The organism is Hallella seregens ATCC 51272 (assembly GCF_000518545.1).
Taxonomy (GTDB): domain Bacteria; phylum Bacteroidota; class Bacteroidia; order Bacteroidales; family Bacteroidaceae; genus Prevotella; species Prevotella seregens.
In genome coordinates, this window is sequence record NZ_JADU01000019.1 from 42421 (window position 1) to 62346 (window position 19926).

Consider the following 19926-nt stretch of genomic DNA (forward strand, 5'->3'; position numbering starts at 1 on the left):
TGTGTGATATGAAAACGACCAAGCAAATCGCATTCTCCCTGTTGGCCGTCGTCCTGACGCTGACGCCGGGCTTCCTTTTCCAGAGCTGCTCTGATGAGGAGATGCCTACCACTTATTATACATCGGTGAAACTGACGGCTGCGGGATTTATCTCCTCGCGCCAGGACACCTACAGCCAGTTTGAGGCCATCCTCAACCGTGCCAACTACTATACGTTGCTCTCCACCTATGGCAAGTTCACGCTCTTTGCACCTACCAATGCAGCCGTGGACCAGTTTCTGAAACAGAACGGATGGACCAGTGTGGACCAGATTCCCCAAGCCCAGTGCGATACCATTGCCCGCACGCACATCGTGAAGCGGGGAGCCTATTTCACGACCGACGTGAGCGATGCAGCCCTGCCAGAGATGAACATGAACGACCGTTACATCACCATTTCTTCAGACTCCGATGTCGCGCATGGCAATGCTTTGGTATTCTTCGTTAACAAGACGGCCAAGATAACCGAGCGTGACGACTCTGTGACCAACGGCGTGGTGCACACCATCGACCATGTGCTGGGTGCCAGCAACCTGTTTCTGCCCGACCTCATCGACGAGAACCCGGAACTTCGCCTCTTCAGCGAGGCTCTGCATCTCACGGGCATGAAAGACTCCATCTCCAAGTATCTTGACGAGAGTTATACGATCAGTCTCGACTCGGTAGTCGATGGTGTGCCCACCATGTACGGTGGCCGCCCCACCCAGGCCTACTGGCCCGAGAAGCGTTATTTCAAGTTCTCGGCCTTTGTCGAGACCGACTCCATCTTTGCCCTGCACAACATCCACAGTCTGGACGACCTCAAGGCTTATGCCAAGAGGGTGTACGACCAGACCTATCCTGCGGATGCCGGCCGGTACGATGATGACTGGACCAACCGTCGGAATCCGCTCAACCGATTCATTTCCTACCATCTGATCAATCGCCTGGGCAACTATAGCGACTGGGTGAGCTCCGGCGAGATTCGTGAGCAGTGCTGTGTCACTTCAGTGCTCGACCCTGAAGATTATTATGAGACCATGTGTCCCGGCACCATCATGCGCTTTAGCGGTCCGTCGGCTGGATTGTTCATCAATCGCAAAGGGCTGCAAAACAATTTCTCCATCCGTGGTGTCAAGGTGCTGTCTCCGTCAGAGTCGGGCCATGCCGACCAGAACGCCCTGAATGGCATTTACCATTTCATCGATGACATTTTAGTCTATTCTCCCGACGTTCGCGACAAAGTGCTCAACACACGCATCCGTGTGGACGGCACCACCATGAGCCCCGACTTTATGAATGCCGGTGCCCGCGGCCACTTTGGCGAGAACTATCTCACGGCCTTCAAGCATGCCTACATTCAAGACTGGAAGGTGAGCGACGAGACTTTTATCGGCGTACACAGCAATGAATTGGGCTGGCACTCCTACGAGGGCAATGCCATTTGCCTCATGGGCATCTATGACGTGACGATGAAGCTGCCGCCCGTGCCGAGCGGCACCTATGAAATCCGCATGGGCTATACCGTGGGCACGGAGCGCGGTGTGGTGCAGGTCTATCTGAACAATGAGCCTTGCGGCATTCCCATCGACCTGCGTATCTACGGTGTGGCTCCCAACATTGGTTGGGTGTCGGATGGCGAGGACAACGACGAGAACACCGCCAACGACAAAGCCATGCACAACCGTGGCTATATGAAGGGCATGGACAGCTATCGCTCCAGTGGTGGCAATGTGTTCCGTGAGAATGTGGAGAACCTGCGCCGCGTCCTGACAACCACCTATCTGGATTCGGAGAAGACCTACTGGCTGCGCTTCCGCCAAGTGCTCGACGACCCGAAGTGCTACCTCTCTTTCGACTATATCGAGCTTTGTCCGTCCAGCATCTACAACAGTCCCAGGGGCGAAGACCGGCATTAGTCAAGGTTGATTGGTATTTTGAATTGAAATAATGAATTATGAATTGTGATGATGACATTCTCATTTAGACATATAGCCCTCATGGCTGCAGCCGGCGCCCTGCTGACGGCGTGCAGCGACTGGGCCGACCATTACGACGGCAAGGCAGACACCACCAGCAGCGAGTCGCTGTGGGCCAGCCTGCAGGCCAACCCCCAGCTCAGCGATTTCTGCGAAGTGCTGCAGCAGTCCCGCATCTTCCGTCACCATCGCCGCACGTCGGTGAGCTATGCCCAGTTGCTCGATGGCGGACAGTCGTTCACGGTTTTTGCGCCGGTCAACGGCACGTTCAACAAGGATTCGCTGCTCAGCCTTGTGCAGACCGATCGTGGTGACTCCACGGTAGAGAAGTTCTTCATCCGCAACCACATCGCCGCTTCTCCCAATTCGGCCGTTGGTACCGGCAGTGAGGTGCGGCTGCTCAATGGCAAGCACGTCAGTCTGTCGGCCGGCGACGTAGAGGGCACCCCCATCGCTACGGGCAACGTCCATGCCAAAAACGGCACGCTGCATGTGCTCGGAGCCCGGATGCCTTACCAGTACAACCTCTATGAGGCTATGACTGATCGGCCTGACTATCAGCCAGTAGGCGATTTCCTGCGCGTCTACAACGAAGACTATTTCGACGAGGATGCCTCTATCTCAAGCGGTCTTGTCGATGGGGTGCCCGTTTATGTGGATTCCGTTATCCATGAGCGCAATACCATGCTGCAGCAGATAGGGCTCCTTGCTGCCGAAGACTCCAGTTATTGGATGGTTGCTCCCGCACAGACAGGTTGGAACAAGGCCTATGCCATGGCCCGCCAGTACTTTGTATACGACAAGACAGTGGACAAGCGCGATTCCGTGCAGCATTATTGGACCAATCGTTCATTGCTCGAAGACGCCATCTTCAACATGAACATCCAGCCCTCTTGGCGCGACTCGTTGAAGTCGGTGCAGTACAATGCGCTCACCCCGGAGTACCATGTCTTCTACAGGCCGATGGACGGCGGCATCCTGTCAGGGGCCACGCCGGTAGCCTGCAGCAACGGTACGTTGTATCAGACCTCCGACTGGCCTTTTACACCCGAGCAGACTTTCTTCAAGGTGCTACGCACAGAGGGTGAGCGCACAGGCTACATCACGTCTTATACCAGTTGCACCTACAACACCCGTTCCGTGTCGGCCGACTCCGTGTCGAAGAATGCCTATCTCGACATTCTGCCCCAGACGGCCACTTCCAACTGGACGGTTACTTTCCGTGTCGACAACACGCTGTCGGGGACTTATGACATCTGCGCCATCATCCTGCCGCAGACAGTCTACAACCCCAACCAGACCAATCTGCGTCCCTGCAAGTTCCGGGCCAACATCAACTATGTCGACACGGCTGGTGTGTCCCAAACCTATAATTGCGGCAACGTGCAGTTCACCACCGACCCGGCGCGGGTCGACACCGTGGTTCTGACCAAGGGTTTCACGTTCCCCGCCTGCAACTTCGACCAGGACAACCTCAAGGTAAGCGTACAGCTCCGCTGTTCCATCCTGGCCCGTGAGACCTCCAGATACTCTCGCGAGATGTATCTGGACTGCATCTACTTATGTCCTTCAACCTCAAAAGAAGATTAAACGATGAAAAAACAAATACTGACAGGAGCCCTGCTGTTTGCAGTTGCGTCTGCAATGGCCCAGAGAGACAGCATCACCATCAGCGGCGTTGTGACCGATGCCGCCAGCGGTACGCCCGTCCCCGGTGTGCGCATAGAGGCTTATGGCAACAACCGGCTCACGGCCATGACCAACGGAAAGGGTGAGTACAGCTTGCAGCTCCCGACTTATGTCTCCTCGGTAACGATGATGGGTGTGGGCTATCAGGTGCAGCAGGTGCCCATTGGCCGCCATTTCAATCAAGTGAACGGGCTTCTTTATAGCGACAGCTTCAGCGGCAACTACAGTCGTCGCACCGTGGCCACCGTTGATAAGACAGTGACAGGATTTGAAAACAATGCCGAAGAGAGCATCGATCCACTCATTCATCAGCGGCTGGGTGCCGACGTGCGAACCATGTCGCGGGGCGGCAACGAGGGCGTGGGCTATGTGATGTTTATCGGAGGTCTCAATTCTTTCCAGAGCAACGCCCAGCCGCTGGTTGTGGTCGACGGCGTCATCACTGACCTGCAATACGGCAGCGGCATGCTTCACGACGGCTATTTCAACAATATCCTCTCCAATTTCAATGTGAACGATATTGAGAAAGTGACGGTACTGAAGAATGGAACAGCCATCTATGGAGCCAAAGGAGCCAATGGTGTTATCCTCATCAATACCAAGCGCAACAATAGTATGGCTACCAAGATAGACGTAATCGTCAACGGACGTTACGAGCTCACGCCACGCCTTCCCGAGATGCTGGGAGCTGAGGACTACCGCATTTACGCCACTGAATTGCTGGGCAACCAGACCGATGACGTGTCGGCGTTGCGTTTTGTCAATACAGATCCCACCTATTATTATTACAAGCCCTATCACAACCAGACCAACTGGAAGAACGAGGTCTATCGCAACAGCTTCTCCAGCAACTATGGCATCAATGTACAGGGCGGCGACGAGGTGGCCAGCTATAACCTGTCCGTAGGTTATAGCATGGCCAACAGCACACTGAAAAACAACGACTTCTCGCGGTTCAACATGCGTCTCAACACCGACATCTCTGTGCTTAAGGATCTTGACCTCAAGTTCGATGCCAGCTACAGTGACGTCAACCGCAACCTGCGCGACGACGGCATCCCCAGCGATGTCACGGGTTCCACCATCACTTCGCCGGGTTTCCTGGGGCTCATCAAGGCTCCGTTCCTCTCGCCCTACGCCTATGATGTCAGTGGTCACCGGAGCAATTATCTCTCCGCTGCCGACGACTATCTCTCCGAAGTGTACGGTTCAGATGTTTCTCTGGCCAATCCCAACAGCATTTTGGAATTTGGCGAGGGCAAGAACCGCAATACTTTCGGCAATCGTCTCATCACCCTGAGTGCCACGCCGCGCTATCAGTTCAATCGCCATCTCTCCCTGAGCGAGCACTTTTGCTTCACCTTGCTCAATACCAACGAGAACTATTACCTGCCGCTCACCGGCGTTCCGGCGTTCAGAGTGAAGAACATGTCCAACAGCTATGTCAACAACATGGCAGAGAGTCTGGCTGGTCGCCAGAACAGTATTCAGAGCGACACGCGCCTGGCGTGGGACAATCGCTTCGGGGCCCACAGTCTGAACGTCTTCGGTGGTGTGCGCTATCTCTCCAGCAACTACAAGCTCAATGTACAACGTGGCTATAATACAGGCAACGACAAAACACCCAACATGAGTACTTCCCTGCAGTACAAGTCGACCGAAGGGGCCGACAACAAGATTCGTGATATCACTTGGTATGCCAATGCCGACTACAACTTTGCTGAGCGCTACTATCTCGCGGCCACGCTGTCGGCCGAGGCTTCCAGCCGTTTTGGCAGTGCAGCAGCAGGGCTGAATCTTTTTGGCACCGTGTGGGGCCTCTTTCCCAGTGTCGAGGTAGCCTGGGTGCTTAGCAATGAAAGGTGGTTTGACGCCCGTGGTGCTGTCAATTACCTGAAACTCAATGTGGGCTTCGATGTGACAGGAAACGACGACATCGACTACACGGCTTCTCGTACTTACTTCGTGGCCAACAACATGTTGGGCAGAAGTGTCGATGGCAAGTCCATTGGCAACATCGGCAACGATGAGCTGAAGTGGGAGACTACCCGTCGGTTTACCGCCGGTCTCACGGGCAACTTCTTCAACAATCGTCTCTCTCTGGGCATCCATGCCTACAAGAGCTGGACAAGTGACCTGCTCACGCTGGGCCGTCTGGCTTGGACCAGTGGTATCAAGCAGAACTGGACCAACGGTGGCAAGCTCGAAAATGTGGGCTTCGATGTCAGTGCCTCCTGGCGTGTGCTCAACGAGAAAAACGTGAAGTGGGAACTGTCTGCCAGTGTGGGCCATTACAAGAACAAGCTCACCGCCCTCTCCAATGACAATGTCCCCGTGGAGACTTCACTCTATGGAGCCACGGTGCTGTCGCAGGTAGGGATGCCCGTGGGTGTGTTCTACGGTTACAAGACAGCCGGTGTCTTCTCTACCCAGGCCGAAGCCGATGCAGCCGGTCTCTATCTCCTTGACGAGAGTGGCAACAGGCAGGCTTTTCGGGCGGGCGACATGCACTTTGTCGATGTAGACGGCAATCATGAAATCAATGCCAAGGATCGGCAAGTCATTGGCGACCCCAACCCCGACTTCTATGGCAATCTCACCACATCAATTAGCTGGAAGCATTGGAATCTTACAGCCATAGCCAACTATTCTTTGGGAAACGACATCTACAACTATCAGCGTTCCGTCATCGAGGGAGGCAGCTATTTCTACAATCAGACCACGGCCATGAACCAACGTTGGACCACCGAAGGGCAGCACACGTCCATTCCTCGTGTGAACTATTCTGACCCGATGGGCAACAGTCGCTTCAGCGATCGCTGGATCGAGGATGGTTCCTACCTGCGTCTGCGCACCGTGACGCTCAGCTACACATGGCCCATGGACTACCAGTATCTCAAGGGACTCACGCTCTGGGCCAGTGTTGGCAACCTCTTCACGCTGACCCATTATCTGGGTTCAGACTCCGACAACATTCTCTCGGGTAGCGTGCTCAGTCAGGGCATCGACCGTGGGCTCTTAGGTCATGGGCGTAGTTTCTCGATGGGTGTCAAGATCAATTTGTAAGGCGACAGTGCCATAACTTTCAACCAAACATATCATGATGAAACGTCATATCTCTTTCCTGGCCCTCTTGCTTCTGCTGGGTTTGTCCTCGTGCTCCGACATGCTCAACATCCATTCAGACCTTGTGGAGTTTGCCGAAGACAACAAACTCGATACCCCCGAGGACTCCGTCTACAGCGTCATGGGCATCCTGCACCAGATGCAGAAGATTGCAGACCGCACTGTGTTGCTGGGCGAGCTGCGTGCCGACCTCATGGAACCCACGGCCAAGGCCTCTGCCGATCTCAAGGCCATTGCTTCCTGCATCGTTCCGGCCACCAATCCCTACAACAGTATCAGCGATTACTATGCAGTCATCAACAACTGCAACTATTTCCTGCACCATGTCGATACCACGCTGCGCAAGCGCAATCGCAGTGTCTTTGCCCGTGAGTATGCCGCAGTAAAGGCTTTCCGTGCTTGGACTTATCTGCAGGCGGCCCAGGTCTATGGTGCCATTCCTTTGCTCACCGACCCCGTCCTTACGGAGTCTGAGGCCCGTGAGGCCATGGCCAAGTCACCGTCCGACATCCCGGCTATTTGCAACTACTTCATCTCCGACCTTGCGCCAGAAGTCGATACTGAGCTGCCGGCCTATGGCAGTATCTCTGCGCAGGAGTCGTCCAGGTTCTTCATTCCTGTGCGTGCTTTGCTCGGCGACCTCTGTCTTTGGGTCGGTCGCTATCAGGAGGCAGCACAGTATTACCACGACTATCTTACCAGACAGGGTCAAGAGATTGTCACCGGAACCAGTGGGGCAAGATGGGGAGATACATCGTACAAGGGTGTTGTAAATGGCTATACCACAGACATACAGTCTTCAAGCGGCGGCGAGGTGCTGTCGTATATCCCCATGGAGTCTTCGGTCTTCAATGGGGTCAAGAGCGGGCTGGCCACTATCTACAACTCCATTTCGGAAAACTATTCCTACTTCCAGGCCAGGCCATCTGCCCGTCTGCGCGAGCTGAGTGCTGCCGAAGACTATTGCATGGTGTATGAGGGTATGGACTCCCACCGTGACACCATTTATGTACCCAAGGTCAATCTGCTTAGTTCCGATGCTGTCGGCGACCTCCGTTTCTTTGCAAGCTATATCCATCGGGTTGAGCTTCAGGGAGCCCATTCACGTTACTCCTCCGACATTCAGATACTGCGCAAGCTCAACAACAATGGTATTACCACCTATCGTCGCACGGTAGTTTACCTTCATTTTGCCGAGGCACTCAACCGTGCGGGCTATCCGCAGTCGGCCATGGCCGTACTGAAGTATGGGCTGTACCCCGAGGCCATCGACAATTATGTAGACTCTGTGGAGCGTAAGGCTGCCGGTACGTTGCTTAGCTTTTCCCAGACCGTGTTCACTCGGAACAACACCCAAGGCATTCACAGTCGTGGTTGTGGTGACAGCGACGCCAATGCCCACTATGTGTTGCCTCAGCCCGAGACTACGCTGGCCAGCCGGGCCGACACAGTAAACTGGCAGGTTCCTCTTGTCGAGGATATGATTATGCGTGAGCTGGCCCTTGAAACAGCTTTCGAGGGCTGCCGCTTCTACGACCTCATGCGGGTGGCCCTGCGCCGTGGTGAACCGGCCTATCTGGCCACACCCGTGAGTCTGCGTGCCGGACAACGCGACGAGTCGCTCTTTCAACTGCTCATGACCCCTTCCAACTGGTATCTGCCCAAGAACTAATCCCATCCTAAGATCGAACAACAAGAACGAATCATGAAACGCATACAAAACCTCCTTGGCCTGTTGATGGGCATGGCCGCTTTGCCAGCTATGGCCCAGACGGTCAACATTACGGTCAGCTCCGACCGTCTACACACCATCACCGGATTTGGTGCGGCCGCGATGAGCGGCCCTATGGCCCCCATCAATGATGTCAGTGTCATTGACAAGCTCTACGGTCCCGACTCCGAGGTGGGGCTCAACATCCTTCGCATGGAGGTGTCGCCCAACACCATTGGCGATGTCACCACTCCTTGGGACACGCCCTACGACTGGCACGGGTTCCTGCCAGCCGTAAAACGTGCCCGACAGTATGGGGCTATCATCTTTGCCGCACCTTGGAGTCCTCCCGCCAGTTTCAAGACCAATAACAGTGCACGCGGCCAGCTCGCCGACGGTACCATCGGCAAGCTCCGCCGCGACAAGTACAAGGATTTCTTCCCTTGGCTCAACACTTTCATGCGCTATATGCGCAACAATGGGGCCCCGGTCGACGTAGTGTCTATCCAGAACGAGCCCGACTGGCATCCTGATTACAGCGGTTGCTACTACACTCCGCAGGAACTTGATACGCTGGTTCGCGAGTATGGTTCCCGTTTCGACAAATCGTCTGGAGTCAAGCTGATGAGTGGTGAGGCCCTGGGCTACACGCCCAATTATTATGCGCCCACGCTCAACGATCCCGAAGCTCGACAGTACATTGACCTGCTGGGCGGCCACACTTATGGTCATGCTCCGTTCAAATACATGAAACATGCGGCTGCCATGGCCGCCCCCTACGGCATCGGCGCATGGATGACAGAGCACATCGTAGATCCGCGGGCCGACACCGACGGCGACAGCCAGTCGGACACCAAGGTTCGCGACCTTCCCACTTGGCACGAGCAACTGCTTTTTGCCGAGGATGTCAACGAAACGATGCTGGCCGGTGGCTCGGCCTATGTCTACTGGTACATGGTGTCCCATTACAGTTTCATTGGTAGCGGTGAGACTACCATTCAGCCTGGCAACACCTATGGCAAGGTGCTCGACCGTGGCCGCATCATGGGGCAGTTTGCCCGGCACCTTGTGGGGGCCACCATGCTCGACCGTAACAGTAGCATCAACAAGGAGGCCCAAACCTTCGAGTCATCGGCTTTCATCAAGGGCGATTCGCTCATCGTCAATGCCATTGACACGCTGCCACGCCCCCTCACGCTCAATCTCGTATTGCCCTATAAAGCAATCTCCGGCGAGCGCATCACCTCTACCGAGGGCCATATTGGCATCACCGAGACACTGCTTGTCGAGGCTCCCACCCAGCGGTTCAGTCTTCCTATTCCGGCACGCAGCTTCTCCACGTTCATTTTCCGCATCGACCGTTCTGCCACAGGCATCTCGGAGCCAGTCTGTATGCCGCGCATGGTCGACGATGCGTGGTACAATCTGCAGGGCCAGCGTGTGGCCCGCCCACAGCGCGGCATATACATCCATCAAGGACATCAAGTAGTGGTACGATGAAAAAAACGCTCCTTCTTCTCTTCTGCTGTCTCTTGGCCTGTGGGGTACAAGCCGAGGTCGTTCCGGCCCGCATCTTCCAGAGCGGCATGGTATTGCAGCGTTCCAAGCCTGTTCCGGTGTGGGGCACGGCATCGCCCGGCGAGCAGTTCACCATTGTGTTCAACAAGAAATCCTATGTCGTTCGGGCCGATGCCAAGGGGCGGTGGCGCGTGGATTTGCCCGCCATGAAGGCCGGTGGCCCTTACACCATGACCTTCGCGCACTGTCAACTCGACGATATTCTTATCGGCGATGTCTGGCTCTGCACGGGTCAGTCCAACATGGACCTCCCCGTGAGCCGTGTACAGCCCCAGTATCCTGGGTTCACCGAAGATTATGCCAACGACCGCGTGCGTCTGTTGCGGGTCGATCAGGTTGCCTCCGTCAGTGGGCCGCAAACCGATTTTAAAACCTCGGGCTGGCAGACGCTCACGCCCGCCAGCTCCCGTGATTTCTCGGCTCTGGGCTATTTCTTGGGTCGTCGACTGCAATCCGAGACAGGCATTCCGCAGGGCATCATCTGCAACAGCTGGGGCGGAACACCCATCGAGGCTTGGCTCCCGGCCGACTCGTTACAGCGCGACTTTCCGCAGTACACGGCCCGCACCTCGCTTTACACCCCCGACTATGTGGCTTCTCAGACACGTGCCAACCAGTTGATGAACGACCGTTGGCAGCAGTTGCTCGATGAGACCGACCCTGGCATGCACCAAGGCTGGACGGGACTTGATTTCGACGACGGCACATGGCCCGCCGCCAACCAGTATGCCCGCGACTGGGCCCAGGTGGATGGCCGAGGTGTCGTGGGATCAGTCTGGATGCGCCAGCATGTCCATATTGATGCTGCCCACGCCGGCCGGCCGGCCTTGCTTGTGCTGGGCATGCTCTATGATGCCGACCACACCTACGTCAATGGCCGGCGCGTGGGTGTCACCTATTACCAGTATCCACCGCGTCGCTATGCCGTGCCGGCCGGTTTGCTGCACGAGGGCGACAATGTGATTGCCGTTCGTTTTGTCAACAAGACGGGCACCCCCGCTTTCACGCGGGGCAAGAAATACCAGCTTGAGTTCACTCCCGACGACGTGCTTCAGCTCTCCGAGCAGTGGCGCAGCCACATCGGAGCCCGCATGCCCGCCTGTCCGCAGCAGGATGTCACCACGCAATACCTGCCCACCGTGATGCACAACAGCATGCTCCATCCGCTCATTCCTTATGCGCTGGCAGGCGTGGTGTGGTATCAGGGTGAATCCAATACCGACCGTGCCGGCGAATACCGCACGATGCTGCGTAAGCTCAAAGGCGACTGGCGCACTCAGTTTGCCGACTCCAGTCTGTCTGTAGTCATTGTACAACTGGCCAATTTCATGGCTCCCAGTTCCCAGCCGCAGGAGTCGGGATGGGCCGAGTTGCGCGAGGCCCAGCGACTCTCTGCCCTCGAAGACCCCCATGCCGCACTGGCCGTGGCCATAGACTTGGGCGAGGCCAACGACATCCACCCCTTGCGCAAGCGAGAGCTGGCCGACCGCGTGGCTTTGGCCCTTGACCGGCTGCGCGGCAACAGGCACGCAGCCTTGTCGCCCCAGCCAGTGGCGGCTCGGCTGATGAGCCGTGGAGTAGGGGGGCAGTCCCAACCGTATGTGGTGGTACGTTTCGACCAGAAACTGCGCCCGGCCGACACTTTGAGCGAATTTGAGCTGCGGAGCGAAGACGGGCGGTTCCACAATGTGGAGGCCCGCGTATCGGGCAATACGGTGGTCATTGCCTTGGGTACCGTGTCCCGGCCCACGGCCGTGCGCTATGCTTGGAAGAACAACCCCGAACAGGCCAACCTCTACAATCCCGAGGGTCTGCCCGCCTCGCCATTCCAAATTACCGTCGAACCCTAAGTATTTCTCCCGAACTCCACTGTTTCGTTTTTGCTTCAATCTCTGCTTATGCCCGTAAACCAACAGAAACTACCGGCCCGCGAGAAGATAGGCTACGCCATGGGCGATGCCGCTGCCAATCTCGTTTTCCAGATGATGCTGATGTTCCAGCTGATGTTCTATACCGACGTGTTCGGTCTCGAAGGACTTGTAGCTGGCACCGTGCTCCTCATAGCCCGCGTGGCCGATGCCTTTGTCGATCCGGCCGTGGGCATTCTCTCCGACAAGACCAGCACGCGCTGGGGCAAGTACCGGCCGTGGATACTCTGGACGGCATTGCCGTTCTGCGTGTTCTACGTGCTGGCTTTCTGGAATCCCGGCATTGCCGACAAGGCCCTTGTAGCCATCTATGCCACGGTGAGCTATGTGCTGCTCATGTCGTGTTACTCGATGGTCAATACGCCCTACTGCTCGCTGGGCGGTGTCATGACGAGCGACATCGGCGAGCGCACCTCGCTCAACACCTACCGTTTTGTGGCCGTGACCATCGGCCAGATTGTGGTACAGGGGGCCACGCTGCCCCTTGTCGACCATCTGGGTGGTGCCAACCGGCAACAGGGCTGGCTGCTCACGGTGGGGCTCTTTTCCGTATTGTCGTTCTGCTGTCTCATGGCCACCTTCCGCATTACGCGCGAGCGTGTCTCGCCGCCGCCCTTGCAGCAGACAAGCCTGCGTGAGGATCTGCGCGACACCATCTCCGATGCTTCGTGGCGTGCCGTGGTGCTGCTCACGTTCTTTCTGTTCATTGCCTTGGCCATGTGGAACTCGGCCATGAGCTTTTATTTCCGTTATGCCGTAGACCACAAGTCGCTGGCCGACTTCTTGAATGTGTTGGGCATGCAGGTGGACAGGCATTATGCCTACAGCGTGGGCTTCTCCGTCTTCAACATTTCGGCCGCTCTCGTCCAGTTGTTGGGCATCCTCTGCCTGTCGCAATATCTGGCCCGCCGCTATGGCAAGAAAGAGGTGGTCACCGTCTGCCTGTTGCTCACGGCCCTGTTTACAGCCCTGTTTTGGATTCCCCAGAAGACCGACGTGCCCCTCATGTTTGTGCTCAACCTGCTGCGCAGTCTGGCCTACGCCCCCACCATTCCTTTGCTCTGGGCCATGATGGGCGACGTGGCCGACCATGTGGAGTATCTCTCCAACCGCCGATCCACGGGGCTTTGCTTCTCCGGCATGACGTTCTCGCTCAAGCTGGGGCTGGGCTTCGGCGGCGTGCTCACGGGGTTCCTGCTCTCTGTTTTCGGCTATGCGTCGGGCGACGGCTCGGGGGCCGTGCTTGTGCAGAGCGAGATGGCCGAGACGGGCATCCGGCTCACGTCGAGCCTTGTGCCGGCACTCTCGCTGGCCGTGGGCGTGTGGGCGTTGCACCGCAGCCCCATCACCAAGGTCTACAATGAGCGGATGCAGTCCGAACTCTCCGGCCGCCGCTGGATTCGGCTGCTGGGTGCCGGCCGTTACACATCGGGCGCAGGGGCACCCACACCCTCTGCCGTCTCAGTTCAATCATCCGTCAAACATTCTGTTTCCAATGAAGAATAAACTCATGCTCTTGTCGGCTTTCTGGGCCGGCCTGGCCGCTCAGGCCCAACAGCCGGGGCTGAAAGACGCCCTCGGCCCTTACTTTCAGGTGGGCGTGGCCCTCAACACCCGCATTACGGCCGGCGGCGACGCGCAGGCCGATGCGCTGGTCGACCGACATTTCAACACCATTGTGGCCGAGAACTGCTTCAAGGGCGGCGAGGTCACCCCCCGCGAGGGAGTCTACGATTTCACGGATGCCGATGCCGTGGTGAGCTATGCCGAGAAGCACGGGTTGCGCCTCATCGGCCATTGTCTGGTGTGGCACTCGCAGGCTCCCGACTGGTTTTTCAAGCATGCCGACGGCACCGTCGTCTCGCGTGACGAACTGATTCGCCGTATGCAGACCCACATCCGCACCATGGTGGGCCGCTACAAAGGCAAGGTCTATGGCTGGGACGTGGTGAACGAGGCCGTCGAGGACAATGGCGAGTTCCGCCGGTCACCTTATTATAATATCATCGGTCCCGAGTTCATCGACATTGCCTTCCGCACGGCCCATGAGGCCGACCCCGATGCCGAACTCTACTACAACGACTACTCCATGGCCAAGCCTGGCAAGCGGGCGGCCGTGTGCCGCCTCGTGCGTCACCTCCAGTCCGAGGGGCTGCGCATCGATGCCGTGGGCATGCAGAGCCACCAGGGACTCGATTATCCCGACCTGGCCGACTATGAGGCCAGCATCGACAGCTTTGCAGCCTGCGGTGTTAAGGTGAGCTTGAGCGAACTCGACCTCAACGTGCTGCCCTCTCCCCGGAATTTCGGAGGGGCCGGCATAGAGCAGAATTACGCGTTCCAGCAGCCGATGAACCCCTATGCCGACGGAGTCCCGGCCGACGTGCAGCGGCAGATCGACGCACGCTGGATGGACTTCTTCCGCATCTACCGCCGCCATGCCAGCCAGATAGAGCGCGTCACACTGTGGGGACTCACCGACGGCGACTCCTGGCTCAACGACTGGCCCATCCGTGGACGCACCAATTATGGGCTGCTCTTCGACCGCCAAGGCAGGGCCAAACCGGTGGTGGATCAGATAGTCAACCTCTTCAAATAACGCCAAACCCTTATTCTTATGAATCATCCCCGTTATCTTTTTCCCGAGGACTATATGGCCGATCCCTCGGCCAACGTGTTTAACAACCGCATCTATATCTACCCCTCCCACGACAGGGACAGCGGCTCTGCCGAGGACGACGACGGCGGTCACTTCGAGATGCGCGACTACCATGTGCTCTCGCTCGACCAGGTGGAACAGGGTTCCGTGACCGACCATGGCTGTATTCTCTCGCTCGAGCAGGTGCCCTGGGCCGGCCGTCAGATGTGGGACAACGACGTGGTGGAGAAGAATGGTAGGTACCATCTCGTCTTTTCGTGCAAGGATAAAAACGATGTTTTCCATCTCGGCGTGGCCGTAGCCGACCGCCCCGAGGGCCCTTTCGTTCCCCAGCCCGACCCCATTCGCGGCTCCTACAGCATTGACCCTTGTGCCTTCAAGGACGACGACGGGGCCGTTTATGTCTATTTCGGCGGCATCTGGGGCGGCCAGCTCCAGTGGTATCGCGACAACAAGATGCTTAAGGCCGAGCGGTTGCCCGAGGGCGATGAGCCCGCCCTGCCCGGCCGGGTGGCCCGTCTCACCGACGACTGTCTGCAGTTTGCCGAGGCTCCGCGCCCCGTGCCCGTCGTCGATGCCCAAGGCCGTCCGTTACGGGCCGACGACCCGCACCGCTTCTTCGAGGCCAGCTGGATGCACAAATATCGGGGTCGCTACTACTACTCCTACTCCACGGGCGACAGCCATCTGCTTTGCTACGCCACGGGCGACAACCCTTATGGCCCTTTCACCTACCGGGGCGTGATTCTCGATCCCGTGGTGGGCTGGACCACACACCACTCCATAGTCGAGTTCAGGGGCCGCTGGTACCTGTTCTATCACGACTGCGTGCCCAGCCGTGGTACCACTTGGCTGCGTTCGCTCAAGGTGCAGGAGCTGTACTACGACGAGGACGGCGCCATCCAAAAGGTGAGCAATGACTGATTTTTGGCAAGGAAAAGCCCTCGTCGGCGTGGAAAAAGGGGCGGACGTGCAGAATGCTGTCATATTTTGTGTAAATTTGCATCGGTAAAACCATGCCGCCTAACCTTTTCACCTGATGAGGAGAATCTTTTTATTATGGCTCTTTGTCCTGGCCGTCGTCGGTCAGCGCTTGCAGGCCCAGTCAGGATATTTCTATGATTCAGACCGGGTCTCCAGTAATCTCATTACCCAAATCATTCAAGACCGTGCCGGCCAGATATGGATTGCGAGCGACCGCGGACTGAACAAGTTCGACGGCTACCGTTTCACCAGTTACCTGCACAATTCGTCCAATCCGCGCTCGTTGATGAGCAATGCCGTGTCGTGCCTGTTTGTCGACCGGCAGGGCAACCTGTGGGTGGGAACCGGTGACGGCCTCATGCGCTACGAGCCCCACTCCGACGACTTCCAGCCCTACGCCGAGCCTCATCAGCCACGCATCAGCAGCATGGTGCAACTCCCCGATGGCCGGTTGCTGGTGGGCACGGCCGGCTACGGCCTCTTTTCCGTGGACGAGCAGAACCACCGGCTGACACCTGTCCACGGCTATGCCAGCAAGGCCGAGGACCATTATTACAGCCGCATCTTCATTGACGGGCAGGGTAATTTCTGGCGGGGCGGAGCCAACAACGTGTTCACCTGCCGCGATCGCAGCGGCCGCATTGTCGAGCGCAGGCTGGGCCAGGGCAAGGTCGAAGCCTTCATTAGCTATGCCGGGGGCGTGCTCATTGCCACTCGCAGCAGTCTGTTCTTCGTTAAGAACGGCCGGCTGGCCGAGTGCCCCATCGACGTGAGCGAGATGCTGGCGGCTCATGCCACCTACAAGTCTATGGCGACCGACCATTGGGGCAACCTCTACATCGGCACGCTTGGCTCCGGTCTCTTCATCGTGCCCAAGGGGCAGCGCAAGGCCCAGCGCGTGGCCAATCCCATTTCATCCTTCAATCTGAACACGGCCAACGTCTATGCCCTCTTTGTCGACCGCACCAACAACCTCTGGGTGGGCTGCCAGAAGAAGGGCGTACTCATGATTCCCGACCACAAAGCCATCTTTTCCAACTGGGATTTTGCCGCCCAGGGGCATCCCGTGGGCTCGTCGGTGTCGTCGGTCTGCTTCGGCGACGGGGGCACGGTGTGGACGGTGGTGCAGAACAATGGAGTCATTGGTTTCAACCGTGAGGGCCGCATCACGGCCCACCCGGCCTCGCCGGCCAACGCCTATTCCATCTGCCGCGACCGCAAGGGCCGCTACTGGCTGGGGGCCGGGCGCGGGCTCTACAGCTACAATCCGGCCACCGGCGGCTCGCAGCTCGTGGCACCGTCGGACGGCGATTTCGTGAACCAGGTGGTCGAAGGCAGCGACGGCAATCTCTATTTTTCCACTTTCGGCAAGGGCTTCGGCGTCTACAACCCCGACACCCGGGCCGTGCGTCATTACTCCATGTTCCAGAAGAGCAGCCCCGATGGCAGCCTCTGCAACGACTGGATACACTGCATGCTGCCCACCGCCGACGGCATGATATGGCTCGGCACGTCGTCGGGCCTCTCGGCCTACAACACGCGCACGGGTAGCTTCCGCTTGTTGCCGCCCGACTTCTTCGCGGGTACATCTGTCACCGCGCTGGCCCGCAACACCGACGGCAACATGGTGGTGGGCACCGGGAAAGGCCTCTACCTGCTCGACGTGCGCCGCCGCCGCATGCTGCCGTTCCCCGGTGCGGAGACCTTGAGGGACGAGGCCTGGCGCAGCATCGTGGTGGAACCCAACGGCGATTTCTGGTGTGCCACGTCGATGGGCATCTGGCAGTACCAGCGCCGCCGCCGCAAGTTTGTGGGCTATGTCCACGGCAACGGGCTGTCGTCGCGCGAGTATGTGTCGAACACCGAAGCCAAAGGCCCCGACGGGCGCGTCTATTTTGTCACCGGCTCGGGCCTCACCGTGTTCCGCCCCGCCGACCTCGACCGGGCCAAATGGACGCTCGGCGAGATTCACCTCACCAACTTCCTCATCAACGGCGAGCCCATCAGCGGCTCCACCCTGTCGTATGGTTCGCAGATTGCCGACGGCCCGGTCTTCGACAACAACCACTTCACACTGTCCTATCAGGACGACAGTTTCGTCATGGAGTTCTCGTTGCTCAACTACAACAATGCCGAGAACATCACCTATTACTACCGCATCAACGGTGCCAGCAAGTGGCAGCACACGGGCGAGGGCGTGAACAGCGTGGCCTTCAACCACATGGAACCGGGCTCCTACAGCATCGAGGTGCGCGCGTCCGACTATGGCATGCTCTCGCCGGTCAAGGTGTTTACGGTGGTCATCCGCTCGCCGTGGTATAGCTCCACACTGGCCTGGATGGTCTATCTGCTGCTCATCGGCGCCTTCGCCTACCTGGCCCTGTTCTACTACAACCGGCGCAAGACCCACCAGTTTGAGGAAGACAAGATGAAGACTCTCATCAATGCCACCCACGACATCCGCTCGCCGCTCACGCTTATCATGGGTCCGCTCCACTCGCTTATGAAGCGCGAGGGGCTGGATGGCGCGGCCCGCGAGGAGCTGAGCCTCATCGAACGTAACGCCAACCGCATTCTTTCGCTCGTGAACCAGATACTTGACCTGCGCAAAATGGACAAGAAACAGATGCACCTGCACTGCCAGGAGACCGACCTTGTGGCCTTTGTGGGCGGCGTGTCCAAGATGTTCGAGTTTGCGGCCCGCGAGCGCAACATGGAGTTCCGCTACGAGCATCCCGAGGGTAGTCTCATGGCTTGGGTGGACCGCCAGCAGTTCGACAAGGTGGCGAGCAACCTGCTTGCCAACGCCTTCAAGTACACTTATGACGGCGGTATCGTCACCCTGCGCCTCAGCGAGGGCCACGACGGCGAGGCCGGCACGCCGCTGGCCCACTATGCCCGGCTGGAAGTCGTCGACAGCGGCGTGGGCATCAAGGAGGGCAATATAGACCGCATCTTCGACCGTTTCTTCCAAGGCGTGGGCAAGGGCAGCGCGCATGTCGAGGGAACGGGCATCGGATTGAACCTCTGCAAGATGGTGGTGCAGATGCACCACGGCACCATTCACGCAGCCAACCGCACCGACGCGCCGGGCAGTGTGTTCTGCGTGCGCATACCGCTGGGCAACAGCCACTTCACGGCCGAGGAGCTCAAGCCCAAGGAGGAGCCCCCTATGCCGGAGAAAAGCGGCAGGAAACGCACGGGAAACTACCGGGTGCTCATCGTCGACGACGACCCCGAGATACGCCTCTACGTGGCTCGGGAGCTGGGCGAATACTATAAGTTCGAGACGGCGGCCAACGGCAAGGAAGCCCTGAAACTGCTGCTCACGGAGCATTTCGACTGCGTGGTCTCCGACGTGATGATGCCCGAAATGGACGGCCTCACCCTGTTGCGCATGATAAAGACCAACAGCAACATCAGCGACGTGCCGGTTATCATGCTCACCTCGAAGAGCGACGTGCAGCACCGTCTGGAGGGTCTCAAGAAGGGGGCCGACGCCTACATGGCCAAGCCCTTCAGCCTCGAAGAGCTGCACGTCACCATCAACAACCTGGTGAACAACGTGCTGCGCCTGCGCGGCAAGTTCTCCGGCGCCCAGCAGCAGAGGGACAGAGTGGTCGACATCCAGGTCGAGGGCTACGACGAGCAGCTCATGGACCGCATCATGAAGAGCATCAACGAGAACATGGACAATCCCGAATTCAACGTCGATATGCTCACCCGCGAGGTGGGGGTGAGCCGCGCCCAGCTGCACCGCAAGCTCAAGGACATGACCGGCATCCCCACGTCGGAGTTCATTCGCAACATCCGTCTCGAGCAGGCGGCCCGTCTGCTGTGCGAGCAGAAGCTCAACATCGCCCAGGTGTCGCTCGAGGTGGGCTTCTCCAACCAGGCCCATTTCTCCACCGTCTTCAAGAAACACTTCGGCATGTCGCCCTCGGAATACATCGTCCGGAAAGGCGGCAAGTAGCCGCCCTGGGGCCTCCCGCCCGTTGCAGGAGGCCCGCGTGCCCGTTCGGCCCCGTCGCGCAACCTCCGCGACGGGGCCTTTTCGGTGGTACGATTGCGCCGTAACGGCCGCGCGATTACGCCGTGACGGCTGTGCGATTGCGCCGTAATGGCCGTGCGAATACGGCTTGTTTCTTGTGGCATATCCCCGCTTTGGCGTGCACGTCATGCGGCCGCCACGGCCCCCGCAGGGAGAATCTACAAAAACAAAATCATCTGAAACAAATCGAAAAGCCCGTAACA

10 protein-coding genes are annotated in these 19926 nt (G+C 58.1%); all 10 read left to right on the plus strand.

Features of this window, described 5'->3' with window-relative positions:
- Positions 1–8: 8 nt before the first annotated feature.
- The 10 genes from L888_RS0107625 (at position 9) to L888_RS0107670 (ending at position 19645) form a co-directional block, all read left to right on the plus strand.
- On the plus strand, positions 9–1937 hold the full coding sequence (locus tag L888_RS0107625) for a fasciclin domain-containing protein (RefSeq protein ID WP_027952466.1): 1929 nt from the start codon (positions 9–11) through the stop codon (positions 1935–1937).
- 48 nt (positions 1938–1985) lie between these two features.
- Positions 1986–3587 (plus strand): fasciclin domain-containing protein, encoded by a 1602-nt coding sequence (locus tag L888_RS0107630; RefSeq protein ID WP_245594845.1) that lies wholly within the window; start codon positions 1986–1988, stop codon positions 3585–3587.
- Between the two features lie 3 nt (positions 3588–3590).
- Positions 3591–6752 (plus strand): SusC/RagA family TonB-linked outer membrane protein, encoded by a 3162-nt coding sequence (locus L888_RS0107635; protein WP_027952468.1) that lies wholly within the window; start codon positions 3591–3593, stop codon positions 6750–6752.
- A gap of 34 nt (positions 6753–6786) precedes the next feature.
- Positions 6787–8484 carry a RagB/SusD family nutrient uptake outer membrane protein gene (locus L888_RS0107640; protein WP_027952469.1) on the plus strand — a complete coding sequence of 566 codons (1698 nt, stop codon included), beginning with the start codon at positions 6787–6789 and terminating at the stop codon, positions 8482–8484.
- Between the two features lie 33 nt (positions 8485–8517).
- Positions 8518–10023: a glycoside hydrolase gene (locus L888_RS0107645; protein WP_027952470.1), complete on the plus strand. Its 1506-nt coding sequence runs from the start codon at positions 8518–8520 to the stop codon at positions 10021–10023.
- Positions 10020–11951 carry a sialate O-acetylesterase gene (locus tag L888_RS0107650; protein WP_005846595.1) on the plus strand — a complete coding sequence of 644 codons (1932 nt, stop codon included), beginning with the start codon at positions 10020–10022 and terminating at the stop codon, positions 11949–11951. Before L888_RS0107645 ends, L888_RS0107650 begins: the two co-directional genes overlap by 4 nt.
- A gap of 48 nt (positions 11952–11999) precedes the next feature.
- A complete protein-coding gene (locus tag L888_RS0107655; RefSeq protein WP_005846593.1) occupies positions 12000–13535 on the plus strand; it encodes an MFS transporter in 1536 nt (511 codons plus the stop codon).
- Positions 13525–14628 carry an endo-1,4-beta-xylanase gene (locus L888_RS0107660; RefSeq protein WP_052323291.1) on the plus strand — a complete coding sequence of 368 codons (1104 nt, stop codon included), beginning with the start codon at positions 13525–13527 and terminating at the stop codon, positions 14626–14628. The genes L888_RS0107655 and L888_RS0107660 overlap by 11 nt, the downstream gene beginning before the upstream one ends.
- 18 nt (positions 14629–14646) lie before the next feature.
- A complete protein-coding gene (locus tag L888_RS0107665) occupies positions 14647–15612 on the plus strand; it encodes a glycoside hydrolase family 43 protein (RefSeq protein ID WP_027952472.1) in 966 nt (321 codons plus the stop codon).
- Between the two features lie 115 nt (positions 15613–15727).
- Entirely contained in the window at positions 15728–19645 is a 3918-nt protein-coding gene (locus tag L888_RS0107670; RefSeq protein ID WP_027952473.1) for a hybrid sensor histidine kinase/response regulator transcription factor, read from the plus strand.
- The last annotated feature ends 281 nt before the right edge of the window (positions 19646–19926 follow it).